At 41.5% G+C, this 18,164-nt stretch carries 18 protein-coding genes; 3 read left to right on the top strand and 15 right to left on the bottom strand.

The window, feature by feature from the left end; all coding sequences use genetic code 11:
* Positions 1-29: 29 nt before the first annotated feature.
* The 7 genes from H580_RS23290 to metH all read right to left on the bottom strand — a co-directional run bounded on the left by H580_RS23290 (position 30) and on the right by metH (position 9,413).
* Positions 30-908: a deoxyribonuclease IV gene (locus tag H580_RS23290; RefSeq protein ID WP_036604529.1), complete on the bottom strand. Its 879-nt coding sequence runs from the start codon at positions 906-908 to the stop codon at positions 30-32.
* On the bottom strand, positions 901-1,743 hold the full coding sequence (locus H580_RS23285; protein WP_051217228.1) for a DNA-formamidopyrimidine glycosylase family protein: 843 nt from the start codon (positions 1,741-1,743) through the stop codon (positions 901-903). Before H580_RS23285 ends, H580_RS23290 begins: the two co-directional genes overlap by 8 nt.
* Positions 1,744-2,604 carry an HAD-IIA family hydrolase gene (locus H580_RS0104075; protein WP_028593655.1) on the bottom strand — a complete coding sequence of 287 codons (861 nt, stop codon included), beginning with the start codon at positions 2,602-2,604 and terminating at the stop codon, positions 1,744-1,746. It abuts the gene before it with no gap.
* Positions 2,561-3,499, bottom strand: a complete 939-nt coding sequence (locus tag H580_RS23280; RefSeq protein ID WP_084508918.1) for a DMT family transporter — start codon at positions 3,497-3,499, stop codon at positions 2,561-2,563. Before H580_RS23280 ends, H580_RS0104075 begins: the two co-directional genes overlap by 44 nt.
* A gap of 36 nt (positions 3,500-3,535) precedes the next feature.
* Positions 3,536-4,624, bottom strand: a complete 1,089-nt coding sequence (locus H580_RS0104065; protein WP_028593654.1) for a Gfo/Idh/MocA family protein — start codon at positions 4,622-4,624, stop codon at positions 3,536-3,538.
* Positions 4,625-4,883: 259 nt separating this feature from the next.
* Positions 4,884-5,825, bottom strand: a complete 942-nt coding sequence (gene rnz / locus H580_RS0104060; protein WP_028593653.1) for a ribonuclease Z — start codon at positions 5,823-5,825, stop codon at positions 4,884-4,886.
* Positions 5,826-5,975: 150 nt separating this feature from the next.
* Positions 5,976-9,413 carry a methionine synthase gene (gene metH, locus H580_RS0104055; RefSeq protein WP_028593652.1) on the bottom strand — a complete coding sequence of 1,146 codons (3,438 nt, stop codon included), beginning with the start codon at positions 9,411-9,413 and terminating at the stop codon, positions 5,976-5,978.
* A 177-nt stretch (positions 9,414-9,590) separates the two neighbouring features.
* On the opposite strand from metH, the gene H580_RS0104050 reads away from it, so the two are divergent.
* The gene (locus tag H580_RS0104050; protein WP_028593651.1) at positions 9,591-10,130 is read left to right on the top strand and encodes a 1,2-dihydroxy-3-keto-5-methylthiopentene dioxygenase; all 540 of its coding nucleotides are present in this window, start codon (positions 9,591-9,593) and stop codon (positions 10,128-10,130) included.
* Between the two features lie 69 nt (positions 10,131-10,199).
* On the opposite strand, the gene H580_RS0104045 is transcribed toward H580_RS0104050, so the two are convergent.
* From H580_RS0104045 to H580_RS23275, 5 genes are all read right to left on the bottom strand, one after another.
* Entirely contained in the window at positions 10,200-10,640 is a 441-nt protein-coding gene (locus tag H580_RS0104045; RefSeq protein WP_028593650.1) for a FixH family protein, read from the bottom strand.
* A 249-nt stretch (positions 10,641-10,889) separates the two neighbouring features.
* Positions 10,890-11,705 carry an HAD family hydrolase gene (locus tag H580_RS0104040; RefSeq protein ID WP_028593649.1) on the bottom strand — a complete coding sequence of 272 codons (816 nt, stop codon included), beginning with the start codon at positions 11,703-11,705 and terminating at the stop codon, positions 10,890-10,892.
* A 15-nt stretch (positions 11,706-11,720) separates the two neighbouring features.
* Positions 11,721-12,236, bottom strand: a complete 516-nt coding sequence (locus H580_RS0104035) for a hypothetical protein (protein ID WP_028593648.1) — start codon at positions 12,234-12,236, stop codon at positions 11,721-11,723.
* A gap of 75 nt (positions 12,237-12,311) precedes the next feature.
* Positions 12,312-12,527, bottom strand: coding sequence for a DUF896 domain-containing protein (locus H580_RS0104030; protein WP_028593647.1), 216 nt, complete (start codon positions 12,525-12,527; stop codon positions 12,312-12,314).
* Positions 12,528-12,648: 121 nt separating this feature from the next.
* The gene (locus tag H580_RS23275; protein WP_036604527.1) at positions 12,649-13,011 is read right to left on the bottom strand and encodes a LysM peptidoglycan-binding domain-containing protein; all 363 of its coding nucleotides are present in this window, start codon (positions 13,009-13,011) and stop codon (positions 12,649-12,651) included.
* A 236-nt stretch (positions 13,012-13,247) separates the two neighbouring features.
* On the opposite strand from H580_RS23275, the gene lexA reads away from it, so the two are divergent.
* Complete coding sequence (gene lexA, locus H580_RS0104020) at positions 13,248-13,877, top strand: transcriptional repressor LexA (RefSeq protein ID WP_028593646.1); 630 nt, start codon at positions 13,248-13,250, stop codon at positions 13,875-13,877.
* An 840-nt stretch (positions 13,878-14,717) separates the two neighbouring features.
* On the opposite strand, the gene H580_RS0104015 is transcribed toward lexA, so the two are convergent.
* Positions 14,718-15,101 carry a hypothetical protein gene (locus H580_RS0104015; RefSeq protein ID WP_157282685.1) on the bottom strand — a complete coding sequence of 128 codons (384 nt, stop codon included), beginning with the start codon at positions 15,099-15,101 and terminating at the stop codon, positions 14,718-14,720.
* A 341-nt stretch (positions 15,102-15,442) separates the two neighbouring features.
* Between H580_RS0104015 and H580_RS0104010 the strand changes: the two genes are divergently transcribed.
* Positions 15,443-15,925 carry a hypothetical protein gene (locus H580_RS0104010; protein WP_028593644.1) on the top strand — a complete coding sequence of 161 codons (483 nt, stop codon included), beginning with the start codon at positions 15,443-15,445 and terminating at the stop codon, positions 15,923-15,925.
* A gap of 346 nt (positions 15,926-16,271) precedes the next feature.
* Here H580_RS0104010 and glnA read toward each other — a convergent pair whose 3' ends face one another.
* Together glnA and H580_RS0104000 are read right to left on the bottom strand one after the other, a co-directional pair.
* The gene (gene glnA, locus H580_RS0104005) at positions 16,272-17,600 is read right to left on the bottom strand and encodes a type I glutamate--ammonia ligase (RefSeq protein ID WP_028593643.1); all 1,329 of its coding nucleotides are present in this window, start codon (positions 17,598-17,600) and stop codon (positions 16,272-16,274) included.
* Positions 17,601-17,626: 26 nt separating this feature from the next.
* Positions 17,627-18,037: a MerR family transcriptional regulator gene (locus tag H580_RS0104000; RefSeq protein ID WP_028593642.1), complete on the bottom strand. Its 411-nt coding sequence runs from the start codon at positions 18,035-18,037 to the stop codon at positions 17,627-17,629.
* Between the last annotated feature and the right edge of the window lie 127 nt (positions 18,038-18,164).

Genomic DNA, 18,164 nt, shown 5'->3' with positions numbered 1-18,164 from the left:
GGAGCGAATGAGCATATCGTAAATACACGTTAATTGGAATATTGCAGTTTGCTCAAGATTTCCCACTCCGCATGATGAAACGATACATCACTGGCAGGTGTCTCCAATACATTCATTACTCCTTTTAGTTGAGGAGTAGATAATAGCTCCTTCATTGCTACCAACGGTATATGTCCTTTACCAAGCTGCGCATGACGATCTCTCAACGAGCCGAACGGTTCTGCTGCGTCGTTTACATGAACAACTTCAACATCATCCCAGTAGCCTAAACGCTCACCATGACGTATTAGTTGCTCTGTCCCTAATTGATCATCTGCATGCCATAAACCACTCACATAAGCATGGCATGTATCAAAGCAAAAGCCTACTCGATCCGGATCTATGCACAATTGTTTAATTTGAACATGTTCTTCGAACGTCGAGCCGATACCACCATACAATCCTGCTTGATTCTCCACTAAAATGAGTGCTGGCCCTTTATACATGGTCAGTACAGCATTTAATGTGGTTAATATATCGCGATATCCTTCTAGACGATTAGACTTCTTTACAATTCCGAAATGAACAACAACACCAATTGCGCCCGTTGCTTCAGCAATTTCCAAGTCATTGCATAGGCTATGGACATGCTGAATAGCCACTTCTGGTTGATCTTGAATCGATATCGCCAGGTTCAAGGGATAGGCAGAATGAATAACCGAGCGCAATCGATATTGTTCCATCAATTGACGACAACGCTCGGCCTCAGCTGCGATAAACTGTTTCACCTGCAAACTGCGCGGGTTTTTTGCAAAAAACTGAAAGCTTGAACAACCATTCTGTTCAAATAAAGCAATCGCTCTTTCGGCCATACGAACATATCCGCCACTTAACTTAATGTGGCAACCATAGCTGAGCTCATTAGCCATGTGTGCCGACAGCTTCAGGAGCATGCTCATGCTGACAAGAAGAACAATATACCGCTACTTTTCCGCTTATCACTGCATCAGACAGCTTCGTGCGACACTTGCTGCACGTTTCACCTTGTCGTCCGCTAACTGCATAAGAAATAATTTCTGGTTGTTCAATGGCTTCTTGAAGCCATTGAACCATACTATTGTATATCGCTTCCCAATCAGAGGAGGACAACGTCTCCGTTTTTACAGTTGGCACAATACCTGCCCTAAAGCATATTTCGTCTGCGATTGCGGGAGAAATACCAGCAATTATCGCTTGATTCGTTAGAGCTGTCCGAAGTGCCGTACGTCGCTTTGCAAATCGATTTTGGAACAAAGCTGCATTTAAATTACGACTAAGTGGCTCAAGCCCCCACTCCTTCGCAATATCATCCATTTCTTTCGCACTTAGCCATTGAAGTGAAAGCGTGCGTGCACCCGTCACATCCCAGCGTCCTTGATCAAATGAAACGCGCAGTTGCGGTTGAATAGCAGTATTTCCGTTTACTGCTATAGTCTCCGTATTTTCATGGATGCCAGACTCTTCATCTGCTGCAGTGGCAGTATGGAACAACGCACCATTACCAACCGTCAACAGCAACCTTCTGCCATCATCTAAATGAAACACAATCCCTTTAGCTCGACGCTCCACATATAACAACTGTCTTCCTACAAGACCTTGTTGCAATTGCTCAATGGATACATTCGCCCAAGATTCCTTAAGCAGCGAAATTGCTCTAAACCGCTGCCCTACAAACAATTGGTTCAACTTTTTACGTTCTCGCTCTAATTCTGGTAGTTCTGCCATCTATTCCAACGCCCTCTCTGTATCATTATTTTCTTTAATTTGCTCGAACAGCTGCCTAACTTGCTCAAGATTATTGAATACATAATCAGGGAGGTCATTACTGTTCTCTCTATACGATGCATAAGATGACTTTGAGGTCACTCCTGTAAGCACTAAAGCGGTAAGACATTTTGCTCGAATACCCGCTTGGATGTCAGTCAATAAGTTGTCTCCTATCACAATTGCCTCAGCAGACGTGCAATCAAGCTGTTTAAGAGCTACTTCCATAATGATTGCATCTGGCTTCCCTATACAAATAGGTGCTGCACCAGATGCAGCCTGGATAGCGGCTGCAATGGTTCCTGCACCAGGAGAAATTCCCTTATCTGAAGGCAGCTGTACATCTGGATTCGTCACAATAGAAGCTGCGCCCTTACGTATTGCTATTGAAGCTGCTTCCAACTTGCTATAAGTGAACTGTCGATCAAGTCCTTGAACGACAACATCAATATGCTTTTGTTCTACTACTACAGGGTCATTCGTCCATCGGATATTACAATCCGTCAACGCCTGCTGCAATCCTTCTTCACCTATCATAAATACAAAAGGATCTTTGTAATGGTCTCGAATATACGCAGCTGCCGCCTGCGCAGAAGTCAGCACATCCTCTGTTCGCGCTTGTATACCCATTTCTCCCATAAGCGCTGCTATTTGCTGCGGCGTACGAGTTGAGTTATTGGTCACAAACAAATACGGCACTCCCCACTCCTGCAAGCATTCAATTAAGCGATCAGCTCCATCGATAGCTTGAGAGCCGTGAAACATAGTTCCGTCCAAATCAATGAACGCATGAAGCTTGTTCGATATTATTGTTTTGTTCATGGCGACGTTGTTCCTCTCTAGTTGTTTTTATTCCAATAACGGTGAAGGCAAAAACTCCGCTCAACACAATAATCGCACCGATCCACTGCTGCACGTTCATCTGCTCATCCAACAATAAGTAGGCGAACAAACCTGTAAATATAGGGTTTAAATTCAAAAACATTCCGGCTTGTGTTCCCCCAACGCGTTGTACGCCAATGTTCCAGAACATCATAGCTGCAACTGTTGCACCAACACTCGTATAGGCAATACCTACCCAGAACCAGGTATCCCCTGTTGTTGATATCACGTTCTTCCACTCCAATGGCAACATGATTAGTACACCAATAATACCTCCCCAGAACGTGGACAAAAACGGTGATATGTACATCATAGCCCATTTGGATGCAATTGAATATATGCCCCAAATGAGAACAGAGCCTAGCATCCATAAATCACCAATGTTAAATGACATTAACCATAAACGTGATAAATCACCTTGCAGGATGAAATAAATAACCCCGCTAAAAGATACACACATTGCAACGATTTGCAGCTTATGTAGTCGATCACGATAAATGATAAAGCTCAGTAGAGCAATCATAATGGGATTTAATGCTGATATTAAACCTGTATTAGTCGCCGTTGTATGTTCTAGTGCATAAAACATGCATACATTAAACAGCAATACGCCGGTTAGACCCATTAACAAAAGCGGCAGCCAAGCAGCTCTTGGAGGAATTATTTTCTTTTCTTTTTTCAATACAATTGGCAGCCATACGATAACCGCTATCCCCCAACGAAACAAGACAAGTGTCATCGGCTCCGCATGGTCGACAAGTAATTTGCTCGCTACAAAATTGCCTCCCCACAGCATGCTTGTAAGGACAAGCAATGCGTAGATGAACCCTTTCATACGCATCCTTCTTTCTTAGTCGTGTGCGATACCTAACTAATCTGTTTGTTTAGAAGAAGCGATTACTTTATCTACCCAACGCTCAACCGCATACCCATCTGACAAAGTAGGTGCGATATCAGTCCAACGATTATCTCCCGTCATTCGCAAAATAAAATGATGAAGAGCAGCAAAATGACTGTCTTGGAATACGCCAAGCGTAGCCTTTTCATCTGGCAATAGTTCCAGACTATCTGGTGTCGGCAAACTTGGTACAGTACCACTAATTAAGTGCACAACGGGCATCCGATCTTTTTCCAAATCACACGTCATGCTTCCTTTAGTGCCAACAATATGAATACGGAACGCATCTGATCCGTAAGCAATGCGGGATACTTCTATCGCTCCCCTTACACCCGTTTCTGTTTCTATATGCATGGAGGCCCAGTCATCGACATGTACTTCAACTTGTTCTGCAGCATGGATAGCGCTTGGTCTGTTTTTAACAAATGTATGCGTACGTCCATCCACTTGCTTAAAGTTTCCGAACCAATGACGAACAAGATCAAGAGCATGTACACCAATGTCCGTAATCGCTCCACCACCAGACAATTCATCACTTAACCGCCAACTAAATGGACGATCCGCATTTAAATAACCTGAACGCATGTACGCAATGTTACACTGCAATACATCTCCGATGATCCCTTCTTTAAGACATTCGCGTATCCGCATAACTGCTGGATGATATCGGAATGTAAAAGCTAATTGCTGCGGGTAGTGCGCTGGTACAGTAGCCAATAACTTAGCTGTTTGTTCTGCTGATTCTGTCACAGGTTTCTCGCAATAGACTGCTTGATTGAAATGCATTGCCGTTTTTACCTGTTCAGCATGAAGTGCATTAGGGGTACAAATACTCACTGCCTGCGATTGACCGCGTTCTAATGCTGTCTCGAGCTTATCCGTTACATAATTAAAACCAATTTGCTTCGCTTGTTCCGCCAAAACCCCCGGCCTTCTTGTGACCAACGAATCCAATACAGGAGTGACAGGCAATCGTTTAATGATAGGCAATGTACGCAGCGCCACTAGATGTGTCTTCGCAATCGTACCAAATCCAACAATCGTAAATCCAATATGATGCATGGTGTATATCCACCTTTCTTTCTAAACCATAGGTAACTTAAACTCGTTAATGGCTTCCTGTTGTAAGTTGCTTCATCCATTGTAAATAACGAAAAGCAGCGTTGCAAGCAAGTTCTACTCCCAATACTTCGACATCATGAGATATAGCAACCTGTCGAAATGATGCGTGCTATTATTTATCCAGTCGCTTTTTCATCTATCTGTCACATCCTGCGCTTTCCCGGAAAATAATCCGTATTGGAAAGATGAAAAAAACGGCTTACGCCGTTCCTTCCTCGTCTTCTGCGATTGTAACAACATGATGCTCTAAGGCAAGTACGGTGTTGGGAAATACATGTTGTGCCTCCGCTAAAAGCTCTTCCATCTGTTCCCCTTCTTTGTATCTGGAACTGAAATGATTCAACGCAAGCTTCTTAGCACCAGCATCCCTTGCAATCTCTGCAGCTTGCTGTGCGGTACTGTGACCATATTCATTTGCATTATCGGCTTTATCATGCATATAAGTAGCCTCATGAACTAGTAAATCAGCGTTGCGAGCTAATCTCACTGCATTTTCACAAGGTTTCGTGTCTCCCAAAATAGCAACTGTTCGTCCAGGTATCGGCTCTCCTAATACGGAAGCGGCAAACAATAATTCCCCATTCGGCAGTTGTACATCTTTACCTTGCTTAAGCTGACCATATACAGGTCCCGGTGGAATCCCTTTATCTCGCAGTAATTCAAACTTAAGTTTACCAGGACGATCCTTTTCTACAATACGATAACCAAGTGTAGGAATTCGATGCGAAAGCTGCATCGCTGTTACAACGAATTGTTCATCTTCCCAAACTACCCCTGGTTCAATTTCCTTTATCAGCAACGGATAGGAGACCTCAGTTCGGCTTACTCCGAAACATACTTTCATGTAATCGCCTATTCCTTTCGGCCCAAATACCGTTAATGGAGTCTGACCACCTTGATAAGAGCGGCTAGAAAGGAAACCCGGCAATCCAAATAGATGATCACCATGTAGATGCGTAATAAATATAAATTCACATTTACTCATTTTTAATGGCGAACTCAACAGCTGGTGCTGGGTACCCTCACCACAATCAAACAACCAAAATGTGCCCCTCTCCTCCGTTAAGCGAAGCGCGAGGCTGCTCACATTACGCGTTGTCGATGGCATGCCTGCACCTGTTCCCAAAAAATAAATGTCCATACTAACACCCCGTTCTCAATCTAATGAGGCTCGTTGCCTGTAAATTTGACTCATACGTCTAAACGTTACCTATATTTAGCTTGTAACAAAGCCCCTGCACCGTAATGACGGACAGAGGCTTCTTATCCTACTACTATTATGATTCCTAAATCACGCTTTATCTACATTAAAATATTGAGCTTGTGGATGTGCAAACACCATTGCACTAACAGACGCCTCTGGCTCCATCATAAATCCTTCTGTTAATTGGACACCTATATCTTCTGGCACCATAAGCTTGAACAGAGGCTCTTGATCCTCAAGATTCGGACATGCCGGATAGCCAAAGGAAACTCGAATTCCTTGATAACGAGCGCCAAAACGCTCCTTCATCGTCAGTGTATCAAGATCTGGATAACCCCATACTTCCCGCATCATATGATGAATTCGCTCTGCCAATGCTTCTGCTAGTTCTAATGCTAAAGATTGCAATGCATGCGAGCGTAAATACTGTCCCTCCTGCTTCCAAATCTCAGCCTGATCACGAATCCCCTCACCTGCAGTAACAACAAGGAATCCAACGTAATCCATTACACCACTTTCTTTTGAACGAAGAAAGTCTGAAAGACACAAAAATGGTGCTACCTTTTGACGAGGGAAAGTAAACGTATGAAGCACTTCTTCTTGACGTTCAGGATTATAAATATGAATCGAATTCCCCTCAGACTGAGCCGGGAAGAAACGATACATGGCATTCGCACGCAATTGCCCCGTCTGTTCACCATGTATAAGAAGCTCATCTATCGTCGCTTTTAACTCTACTGCCTTTGGATCTTTAGCAGCTAAGAGCTTGTCTATCGTTCCTTTTAAACCTAAATGGTGGCCCAGTAGCATTTGCATATTCACATAAGGTACAAGCTGCTTGGTTGGAATATCACGAATGACGTGGCGATTCAAATCAGGTGGTAAATACACCTGCGCCTCTCCAATAGCAGAGCGTTCCACTCGTGTTAATTCAGGCAGCTGTTGTTCTTCTTCCGTCTCATTTGCTAGTCTTTCCTTATGTGCTCTTAATTCTTCCACCAATATAGATCGTTCATTCGCGTCCATTAGCTTATTAGCCAAGTCCAATCCATCCATTGCATCTTTGGCATAGAGAACAAGACCATCGTATTCTGGACTTATGCGATTTTTAGTGAACTTACGTGTCAACGCTGCTCCACCTACCATAATAGGAACATCGATTCCAGCGTTGCGCATATCCTGAGCTGTAATAACCATTTGCTGTGCTGATTTTACAAGCAAACCTGATAGTCCGATAGCATCCGGCTTCTCCTTACGATATGCTTCGATTAGCTGTTCAGGTGGGACTTTGATGCCTAAGTTCACAATCTGGTAACCATTATTGGATAGAATGATTTCGACGAGATTTTTACCAATATCATGCACATCGCCTTTTACTGTAGCCAGCAAAATTTTTCCCTTAACCGCACTCTCATTCTTCTCCATAAAGTTTTCCAGATGAGCAACAGATGCTTTCATTACTTCAGCACTTTGCAATACTTCCGCAACAATCAGCTCGTTGTTGTTGAATAATCGACCTACCTCTTCCATACCTTTCATCAATGGCCCGTTAATGACCTCAAGCGGCGTATATTTTTCCAAGGCCAATGTTAGATCCGGTATAAGACCTTCTTTTGTTCCTTCAACAACGTACGAAGCAAGACGTTCTTCCAAGGTAAGATTGCTAATCTTTTCTTTCTTCTCTACTTTACGATTGCGAAATGCCGCTACAAACTCTGCTAAAGTCGCATCATTTGTATTATACAGCAGCTCTTCAGACAACTTGCGCTCATGATCAGGAATCGATGCATAACGCTCAAGCTTTTCTGTATTTACAATCGCGTAATCCAATCCTGCCTTTGTACATTCATATAAAAATACAGAGTTAAGCACCTCACGGCCAGCCTCTGGAAGACCGAATGAAATGTTACTTACTCCCAATATAATTTGACATTTCGGCAGCGCTTCTTTAATTAACCGGATGCCTTCAATCGTTTCTTTGGCAGAGCCAATATATTGTTCATCGCCAGTACCTACCGGGAATACGAGTGGATCGAAAATAATATCTTCGGATCGTATCCCAAAATCATTTACGAGAATATCGTGAGAGCGCAGCGCAACTTCTAACTTATCTTCACGTGTAATAGCCTGTCCACGCTCATCAATTGTTCCGACAACGAGTGCTCCCCCATAACGGTGAACGATAGGTACTACTTGCTCGAATTTCTCCAATCCATCTTCAAGGTTAACGGAGTTAATTATTGCTTTACCTTGTGTATGTTTCAAAGACATCTCAATTACTTTTGCATCCGTTGTATCGATTACAAGAGGTACTTTTACTTTCTTAACGACTTCTTGTAAAAAGGCAGTCATGTCTATCGTCTCATCGCGATCAGGATCCTGTAAGCAAACATCGATGACATGTGCACCATTTTTCACTTGCGCGCGTGCAACTTCAGCAGCTTCTTCTATTTTCCCTTCAGCGATTAGACGTTTGAACTTGCGTGAACCTAATACATTTGTGCGTTCCCCAACCATATAAGGGCGACCGCTATCTTCTATGTACACCGTCTCAATACCAGAAACAGCTGGTGGATGATCGCCATATTCTCTTCTCGGCTCATACTTCGATAACGTTTCAGCAAGCACACGAATATGCTCTGGAGTCGTACCACAACAACCTCCTGCTACGTTGAGCCATCCTTGCTCAGCAAAGGCAGCAATTTTACGGGCAAGTGATTCCGGTGATTCGTGATATAGACCATTTTCATCTGGCAAGCCCGCATTTGGATAACAACTAATGGCTGTCTTCGCTATACCTGCTAATGTCCTTATATGATCACGCATAAATTCGGGACCTGTTGCACAGTTTAGACCAACCATAATAGGCTGCAAATGCTCAAGCGATATGTAGAAAGACTCTATGTTCTGCCCTGCTAATGTCGTACCCATCGGCTCGATCGTACCAGATATCATTAATGGCAGCGTTTTACCTGTAGCCTCCATTGCACGTTGAATCCCGATAGATCCCGCCTTAACGTTCAATGTATCTTGAGAGGTCTCCAACAACATGACATCTACGCCAGCTTCAATGAGTGCCAAAGCTTGGTCATAATACGTTTCGATAAGCTCATCGAATGTAACCCCACCAGTCACAGATAACGTCTTTGTCGTAGGTCCCATAGCACCTATTACATAACGAGGATGTTCAGGAGTCGAATACTTCTCCGCCGCCTCAACTGCTAATCTAGCAGCTTCTAAATTCAACTCTCTTGCACGATCTTGAATATCATACTCTGCTAATACAAGACTAGTAGAACCGAACGTATTCGTTGAGATTAAGTCTGCACCTGCAGCCAAATATTGTTCATGAATATCACGAATGATATCAGGACGTGTAGCAACTAATATTTCATTACAACCGTCTAAATGCTCTCCACCAAAGTCATCAGCTGTCAAGTTAGCTTGTTGAATCATAGTGCCCATAGCACCATCTAGTATAAGAATGCGCTCTTGCATACGCGCGGTTAATAATGGTTTCGTCATCCGCCTGCCCACCTCTGTCTCAAAACGTTAGAACTAAGTGTAGCAGAAGTCCATCCAATAGGAAAGAATAGGTTTTCCTGTGCGAGTAAAAATGTTTCTTGCCCAATCATTTCCTCTGTACTATAATACCAAGTAAACCTAATGGAATAATGAAATTGGAGAAGCGAGGGATCGGCTATGGCACAAATTCGAATCCGCAACACGAATGAAACGATAACCGGAGTTGAGCAAATACGGGAATATTTGAATAGTGTTGGAGTTTTGTATGAACATTGGGATGGAGCTAAACTTCCTGCTGAGCTTAAGGAGAAGTTTATTCTTTCAGATGAAGAGAAACAACAAATTCTTTCCGTATATGATACGGAGATTCGGGATTTAGCCTCTCGTCGTGGCTACTTAACTTGGGATATCGTCGCATTATCGGATGCTACTCCAAATATCGAAGAACTGCTGAAGAAATTCGAACAAGTCCATACTCATACCGAGGATGAAGTTCGTGCTATCACAGCAGGCGAAGGTTACTTCATTATTAAAGCATCTGAAGAAATCGGTTATATCGATGTACTTGTAGAATTAGGAGATGTTATTTCTGTTCCTGAAAATATCCCTCACTTCTTCACACTTACAGATAAGCGTCAAATTGTAGCTGTTCGTCTATTTATTGAGACAGAAGGATGGGTTGCTCATCCTTATGAAGACCCGGCTTTTGTAAAATAATTCACTGCCCCTAATACCTTCTAGGTATAGGGGCTTTTTTATGGAATGCATTTATATATTTTTACTCACCTATTGCTTAACTTTAAATTCTTTCTTTGGCATAGAATGCAGGTCTCGTGCATCAACATGAGAAATAACCGTATACGTACCTGGCTTATCAAAAGCATGTATAAACTCATACTTCCCATCTTCGCTCCATTTCCCTTCATAGCGCTGATGTTCTTCTCCATCTAACCACCACTCAAACACTACCTTAGCATCATCAACAGCAGCTTCCTTTTGCGTAACACGAGCAATAATCGTTACTTCTTCATTGACCTTCACGGGTTCAGGTACTGTAAGATCAACTTGTATTGGAATAAGTTTGGCTGCTGGCAATGATGAATCAGTTTGCTGCTTAGTATGAGCACTATGTTGTTTCTCCTTGCCAGTTTCCCCTTCACTTGAACACCCTGCTAACAATGCCATTGCAACGATAACTACTACCATAACTTTACGCAAAAAACACACCTACCTCATTTTATAAAATCCATACCTAAGCTATCACGTTAACACATCCTACTATAACAAAATATGGATGAAACTAAACAACTAATTTAGATCTGTTTTGTGAACAATTTATGACATGAATTATATATCAATAAATATGATTACTGAATAAAATTAACGAAACAACAGATGAATTGGCTTGTACATCATAGCCGACTAGTATGTTAATAAAACCCAACAAAAAAAGCCCGTCAAATGACGGACTTTCACCTAATTAACGATCTCCTGTTGCTTGTTAATGGATTCAATTACATCAAACAAATCATGCAAAGACTGTATAGAATATTCAGGTTTAATATCACCTGTCAATGGCTTATCATTGCGATTCAACCATGCGTTATGCATACCTATGCTTACAGAACCTTGAATATCTGTTGTCAGTTTATCCCCAACCATCAAGCCTTCATGAGGACGTATATTTAATAATTTCATAGCATGTTCAAATACGATTCTTGACGGCTTTCCTTCAGAAAAGCGCCCCGAGATGACTACGTGATCAAAGTAACTCGATATAGCAGGTACGCCATCCAACTTTTCTTGTTGCAGGCACGGAGCACCATTCGTCAATAACAAGAGTGGATATTTTGCTTTAAGCTTCTTAAGAACCTCGAACGTATCCTCATAAACATAGGGTCTTTTTCGACGCTCTTCCATAAATCTCTCTGCACAAGCTTGTCCTAACTGCTCATTATCAACACCTAGATTTCTAAGTCCCTCTGTCCAAGCGGCTACACGGTACTGTGGTACCAATTTCTGTAATACACGGAATTCTTCATGCTCACCGCCAGTAAAATGAGCCCACAGTGCTTCAAATGGATTAATTCCAATATTCTGAGTAAACGCATATGTCTCATACGTAGCATACAATTGACGCGCAGAGGCACGAACGGCTTCCTCCAACTGCTTGGGAGCTACACCTGATTGTTCATTTGCATACTGGCACGTTGCGTCAAATGCTTCTTCTACACTGCGCTCATCCCACAATAACGTATCATCTAAATCAAACAATACCGCCTTAATCGTCATCGTTCCCCAACTCCATTACTTCGACAATTTTTCGTATGCGATACCATGCTGCTCAGCAAATTTAATTAAACGCTCACCCATTGCGTCAGTATCATAGCGATTCATAACGCGCGAGAACACCCAATTTGCACCTTTTTTCTCGGGCCATATCACGATATAACCTGGCTGGATCGTAATTTTCTTAATACCCTTAGCCTCAAGGACACGAAGACGGTTCCACTTTGGAGTAGAGAGAGAGTCTTTCGCTACCTTTAAATAAGGTCGACGTACAAACAAAATAATCCCGAGTGCGACATAGGCAATAACGGTCACCCAATATAGCGTTGGAGACTGAGCCATTGCTACAGCGTTACCAAGAAATGCATATAATAAAGATACAAAGATCAGAGTAGACGGCAAAATAAAGTTACGACCTTTAAATTCATCGTATTGTTCACTACCTACTTTTATTTCTTTATGTCCAGATTTCTGACGCTGCTTATTAAGTGTGGCACTATTTTTGCGCACCTTTCTTTCCCAACTGCGAGACATCGCGGTCCGACCTCCTACTATAATCACTATAGCACATCAACTCTAACGGATTCCTTCAATTAAGGACATAAACCATTAATGTACAATATCTGATGAAGAATCCTTACCATTTTCCTCTTCATCTTCTACCCATTTTATTGTGTCCAAATTGTTGCGAACCTGTTGACGGAACAGTCCCAAGTATTCTTCGCGCAATTTCGCACGCTCAGCAGTTTCTTCTTCAGTCAATCCAATTGTCTTATGCTTGCGAGCCAATTCATTAATGCGCGCAATCATATCATCGATGTTCATTGTATTACCTCCGTCTTTACTAGCATATCCTTTACTTTGACACGGTAGCTGGTTAATGTCAAGCAAACTGAAGCTAATAAAAAGAGTGCCACAACCGTACATTGTGGCACTCAAATAGTATTCAACGATCTAATGAAGAAACGAATGGAATCTCAATTATTTCCCCCACTTGCAGGTGTCTTCCAACTAAATTGTTATGCTGCAAAATATCGTGCACATGTTGTCTTATATCATCTCCGTCATTCATGTACTCCTTAGCAAGAGCCCATACCGTATCCCCCGGCTGAACGATTACTTGCAGCATATTTTCTGGATCCTCTGTTCCCCCCGACCAAGCCTGAACAATAGAACCAAAAGTCACAGAAAGCATAAGTATTAGTAGAGTAAATAATCCTAACCTCTTTCCGCTAAGAAAATGACGTCTCTTCGGTGTATGTAAATGTGTCTCACGTTGACGATAAATGGATTGATAAGTTGTGCGCATACGAATTCCCCCAAACGCTTGTTCTTAATTTCGATCAATAATGTAACACGAACACTTGTTTGAGTCAACGCTTTTTAAGAACCTACGTTCCCTTTATTTTTATTTTGAAATTATCGTAATTGCTATAGCTACCATTAATCTATTAAAATAAACATTTTTTTAGAACTTACGTTTGTACGAACGGTAGTTCTATGGTATAATTTCTGACAAAAGTGTACTCATTGGAGTTGATAACTTTGTCAAAAATATCGAGCCGTCAACAAGCGATACTCGAATTCATAAGAAATGAAGTTCGTCTTAAAGGCTATCCACCTTCTGTGCGAGAGATTGGAGAAGCTGTTGGATTAGCATCCAGCTCAACGGTACACGGTCACCTTGATCGCCTTGAGAAGAAAGGTTTCATTCGTAGAGACCCAACTAAGCCCCGTGCTATTGAACTGCTCAGTCATGAACAATCTGAGCGCATGCATGAGTTCTCGAACACTATTGCACGAGTTCCAATGGTTGGAAAAGTAACTGCCGGCGAGCCTATCACAGCAACTGAAAATATTGAAGATTATTTCCCGTTACCTCTTCATATGGTAGGAGATGATTCAAATACGTTTATGTTGACTGTTTCTGGTAACTCAATGATCGAAGCAGGCATACATAACGGAGACTATGTCATCGTTCGCCAACAGCAAACCGCTTCTAACGGAGATATCGTTGTTGCTATGACAGAAGATAATGAAGCGACTGTGAAAACATTTTACAAAGAGAAGGATCATATTCGCCTACAACCGGAGAACTCCAGCATGGAGGCTATTCGACTCCAGCATGTCACGATTCTAGGCAAAGTTGTTGGTCTATTCCGCGATTTTCATTAATAAATGAAATGATTTCCTGCATTTTAACAACTAGAACAAAGCACAACAAACATCAATAAAAAAGGAGCTTTCCACAATTGGGTTTTAACCAATGGGACAGCTCCTTTTTGCTTCCTCATAATTAATTAGGTAGTCATCCCATACTAATCGTTCATGAAAAATTTCTGGATTATATTTTCTAAAACAAGCATGCTGGAATAGCATAAACAACTGAGTTCGCGTATTTAAACAAGCGACGGTCAAAAAGTAGAGTGATTTTATTGCTTGAGTCGATGTAAACACTTGTGCCACTCAAAAGGTAACCGCCAAGATCCTTAAAACACTAGGGATTGAAAGATTAATATATGGTCATGTAATAATCACGTTCCCGTTGGTTAACTTGATTGCGATTAATGAGCGAGCTTTAAACACTGTTAAATAGTTCGAATAATGGATATGGTTTTGCCCGATCTATATCCCCTTCTGTTATAATAGTGTAGTCTTTAAAAGGGCCTACTACGCTACACATCTCGTACTTATTCATTGCCTAAAATTAATGACCACGATTTCCTTCTCTCCTATTACTTTAAATCAAATAAAAAGCCACACAATGACGGCTTGGATTCGAATTCTTTCGATTCAATAGTTAAAGCAAGAAAATGCCATATTATCGTGAGTTCGAAAGCTTAATTAACGATTTTAAATTAAAGAAATCCATAAAATGGTTTTTGAAGCTTGTTAATTTAGGCTTGTCTGTTGAAGTTCTAGCATACCTATTAGCTGCTTGACTTAGTTTATTAAAAATTTCCATTTGAAACTGCCCAGCACTTCTAATGCCTAAGTCTAACAATCCCAATTGCTCTAGATGGTTATATATATTTTGCACCTATCATTCTCATTATACTTTTTCCTTGCCTCGCGATCATCCGGCGGCAAGTTGATTTCCCAGGTGTACGTACCGTTGTATATTCCCTCATTCCTAAGCTTTGCATATTCTTCTGTGAATTCATGAAGTCTTTTTATTTCATCAACTCTAAGATCTCTCAATATGTCGTAATAAACTAGTACCTTATTCTCCTCTTTAAGGTTTGATGATAAGTTATTCTCGAAACCATTAATGATAACATCCACTTTTTCTTCTTGTGCCTCATGTAAAAGCTCATCTAATACAACAGGAAAAGCCTTTGTTATAAAATCTAGGTCATCTTCAGCACTAGAGCACAACTTATTCAATCTCTGCTCCAAAGACTCAACTCGCATGGATAAACGTTACATTTTATATGCTGACATAACACTACCCACGTATAGTGAGAATTGCCTGCAACCTCCAAATACTCAGCAATTTGTGATCCAGATTCAATCCCAAAGATGTCAGTTATGGTAGGCACCACTCTATTTGAAGCCATTGCATCCGCTCGGAGAAGTCGGAAAGTATAGTTAGGTATGATGTTATTTTAGTAGACGTGAGTAACCATCTCTATCAAAAGGTGGCTTTCGTTAGGGGAAATTTTAAATGCAAGCAGGATATTCGATGATAATCTAGAATATGTTATTTATTTCTATTTTATTCCTTAGGAGGCCTTTACATGAAAAAGAAATTATCAACGTTACTTTTATCTCTTGCCATGTCTGTTAGTTTAGTAATTCCTGCGAGTGCCGCGCCTTATAATCCGCAATTACCTAGCCCTGATGTTGAACCAATCAATAACTTCTGGAATACAGCCCCATATATAACCAATAATGTTAATGGTTCATCAATCACCCAACAAGGTTGGATGGATAATTCAAGTGATATTGATAACTACGCTATCTATTCTAACGGTACTAGAAAGCAATTACTTTTTTTCTGGCCGCCTGATAATCAAAAATATACTGTCTCGATTTTTGAGAAATCCGACTTTAACGATGGGTATGCGACGGCGATTATCTCTCGTGACTTTATAAATGGAAATGCTGAGTATTTAGAATTTATTCCTAAACCGAATACGCACTATATTATTCAGGTTTGGGGGGGCAATTTAAGCCCTGTCCCCTCTGATCCTTATTGGCTTATTTCATCCTATCAATAAATTTCAACGCCACCCATAATTAGTGTTGGGTGGCGCTTTTTTAAATGCAATTAAATAAATCCGTTTGGTTAACAGATGTCTTAGCTTAGTATCCGCTGACTCTACGAACCGCTGGATCGAACCTTACTCGAGTGTGTAAATCACTTCAGATGCCTACTTACACATTTCTAAAAAGCTAAAAGCGAAGAACATGGATAAATTTGAGGGCAAGATCAATACAATCTTTCTTGGCACAAAAAAATAGTTGGGCATTTGTTGGGAATAGAGTAAACTACGGCATTAATTTTGATAACGCCCCCCCAACATAAAAACCCCCAAAGCCTTACGGCTCTAGGGGTTGGAATGATTAATATAAGGTCATGTATTGATCGCGTTCCCATTGGTGAACTTGAGTTCTGTACATATCCCACTCAATTTCTTTCAACTCGAAGAAATGTTGTGTCGCATGTTCGCCAAGCGCGCTGATGATAACTTCATCTTTCAACATTTCATTCAAAGCTTCCTTCAAGTTTGCAGGCAAGCTAGGAATGCCTTCCGCAATACGCTCTTCTTCTGTCATCACGTAAATGTTACGGTCTGTAGGAGCTGGAAGCTTCGTATTTTTCGTAATTCCGTCAAGACCAGCTTTCAAAATAACTGCCAAAGCCAAGTATGGGTTAGCAGATGGGTCAGGATTACGAACTTCTACACGTGTACTCAAACCACGGGAAGCAGGAATACGGATCATCGGGCTGCGATTGCTCGCCGACCATGCAACATAACAAGGAGCTTCGTAGCCAGGCACGAGACGCTTGTAAGAGTTAACTGTTGGATTCGTGATCGCTGCAAAGCCACGTGCGTGCTCAATCACACCTGCCATGAAAGAACGAGCATCTTTACTTAAGCCAAGTACATCTGATTCGTCTACGAACGCATTTTCTTGTCCATTGAACAAGGAGATGTTACAGTGCATACCAGAACCATTTACACCAAATAGCGGCTTAGCCATAAACGTTGCATGCAAGCCATGCTGACGAGCAATCGTCTTAACAACGAGCTTGAACGTTTGAATTTGGTCTGCTGCTTTAATTGCATTAGCATATTTGAAGTCAATCTCATGTTGGCCAGGAGCAACTTCATGGTGAGAAGCTTCGATCTCAAAGCCCATCTCTTCGAGCTTCAGTACGATCTCACGGCGACAGTTCTCACCAAGATCAGTAGGAGCAAGGTCAAAGTATCCACCTTGGTCATTCAGTTCCATCGTTGGATTGCCTTTTTCATCTGTCTTGAACAAGAAGAATTCTGGCTCAGGACCAACGTTCATAGCTGTGTAGCCCAATTGTTCTGCTTCTTTAAGCGCACGTTTCAAAATACCGCGTGGACAACCAGCAAATGGAGTTCCGTCTGGCATATAGACATCACAGATTAGACGCGCTACACGGTCTTCCTGTACCCAAGGGAAGATAACCCAAGTATCCAAATCTGGCACAAGATACATATCGGATTCTTCAATACGAACATAACCTTCGATAGAAGAACCATCGAACATCATCTTATTATCCAATGCTTTAGGAAGCTGGCTTACTGGGATCTCAACGTTCTTGATAGTCCCAAGCAAGTCTGTGAATTGAAGACGAATGAAACGAACATTTTGTTCTTTAGCAATCTGCAAAATATCTTCTCTTGAATAACCCACGTGGAACCTCTCCTTTACCTACACATTTATTTCCTAAAGAAACGGGACAACTCACCTTGAATAAGAGATACCTGTCCCGGTCTCTTGCCGGCCAATAGTTGCTGTTTCAGCATCCGATGCAATTGAAGATCAGACATTTCTTTGCGCTTCGTCTCAGAATCTTCACTCAGTACAGTTGCTTCATCTGAACCTTTAGACATCGGATTCAAAACTTGCTTAATACCTGCTATGTTGACGCCTTTCTCTATCAATGCCTTAATTTCAAGCAGACGCTCTACATCATTAAACGAAAATAGACGTTGGTTGCCTGAAGTTCTTGCTGGCATTATCAATTCATGTTGTTCGTAGTAACGAACTTGACGTGCCGTCAAATCCGTCAACTTCATGACGATACCGATTGGGAACAACGCCATATTTCTGCGAATTTCATCGCCCATCGCTCATCAACCTTCCTCAATTCATTCATCACGAATTACCTTTATTTTACCGTTGGGAAACAAATGTGTCAACCGATGTTAGCAAAACTAACAAAGAAATTTCGTACATAGGTTTCGAACTATAGTT

The organism is Paenibacillus assamensis DSM 18201 (genome assembly GCF_000422445.1).
In the GTDB taxonomy this organism is placed as follows: domain Bacteria; phylum Bacillota; class Bacilli; order Paenibacillales; family Paenibacillaceae; genus Paenibacillus_B; species Paenibacillus_B assamensis.
The sequence above is the reverse complement of the archived record's forward strand: the minus strand, read 5'-3'. Positions and strand labels throughout refer to the sequence as shown.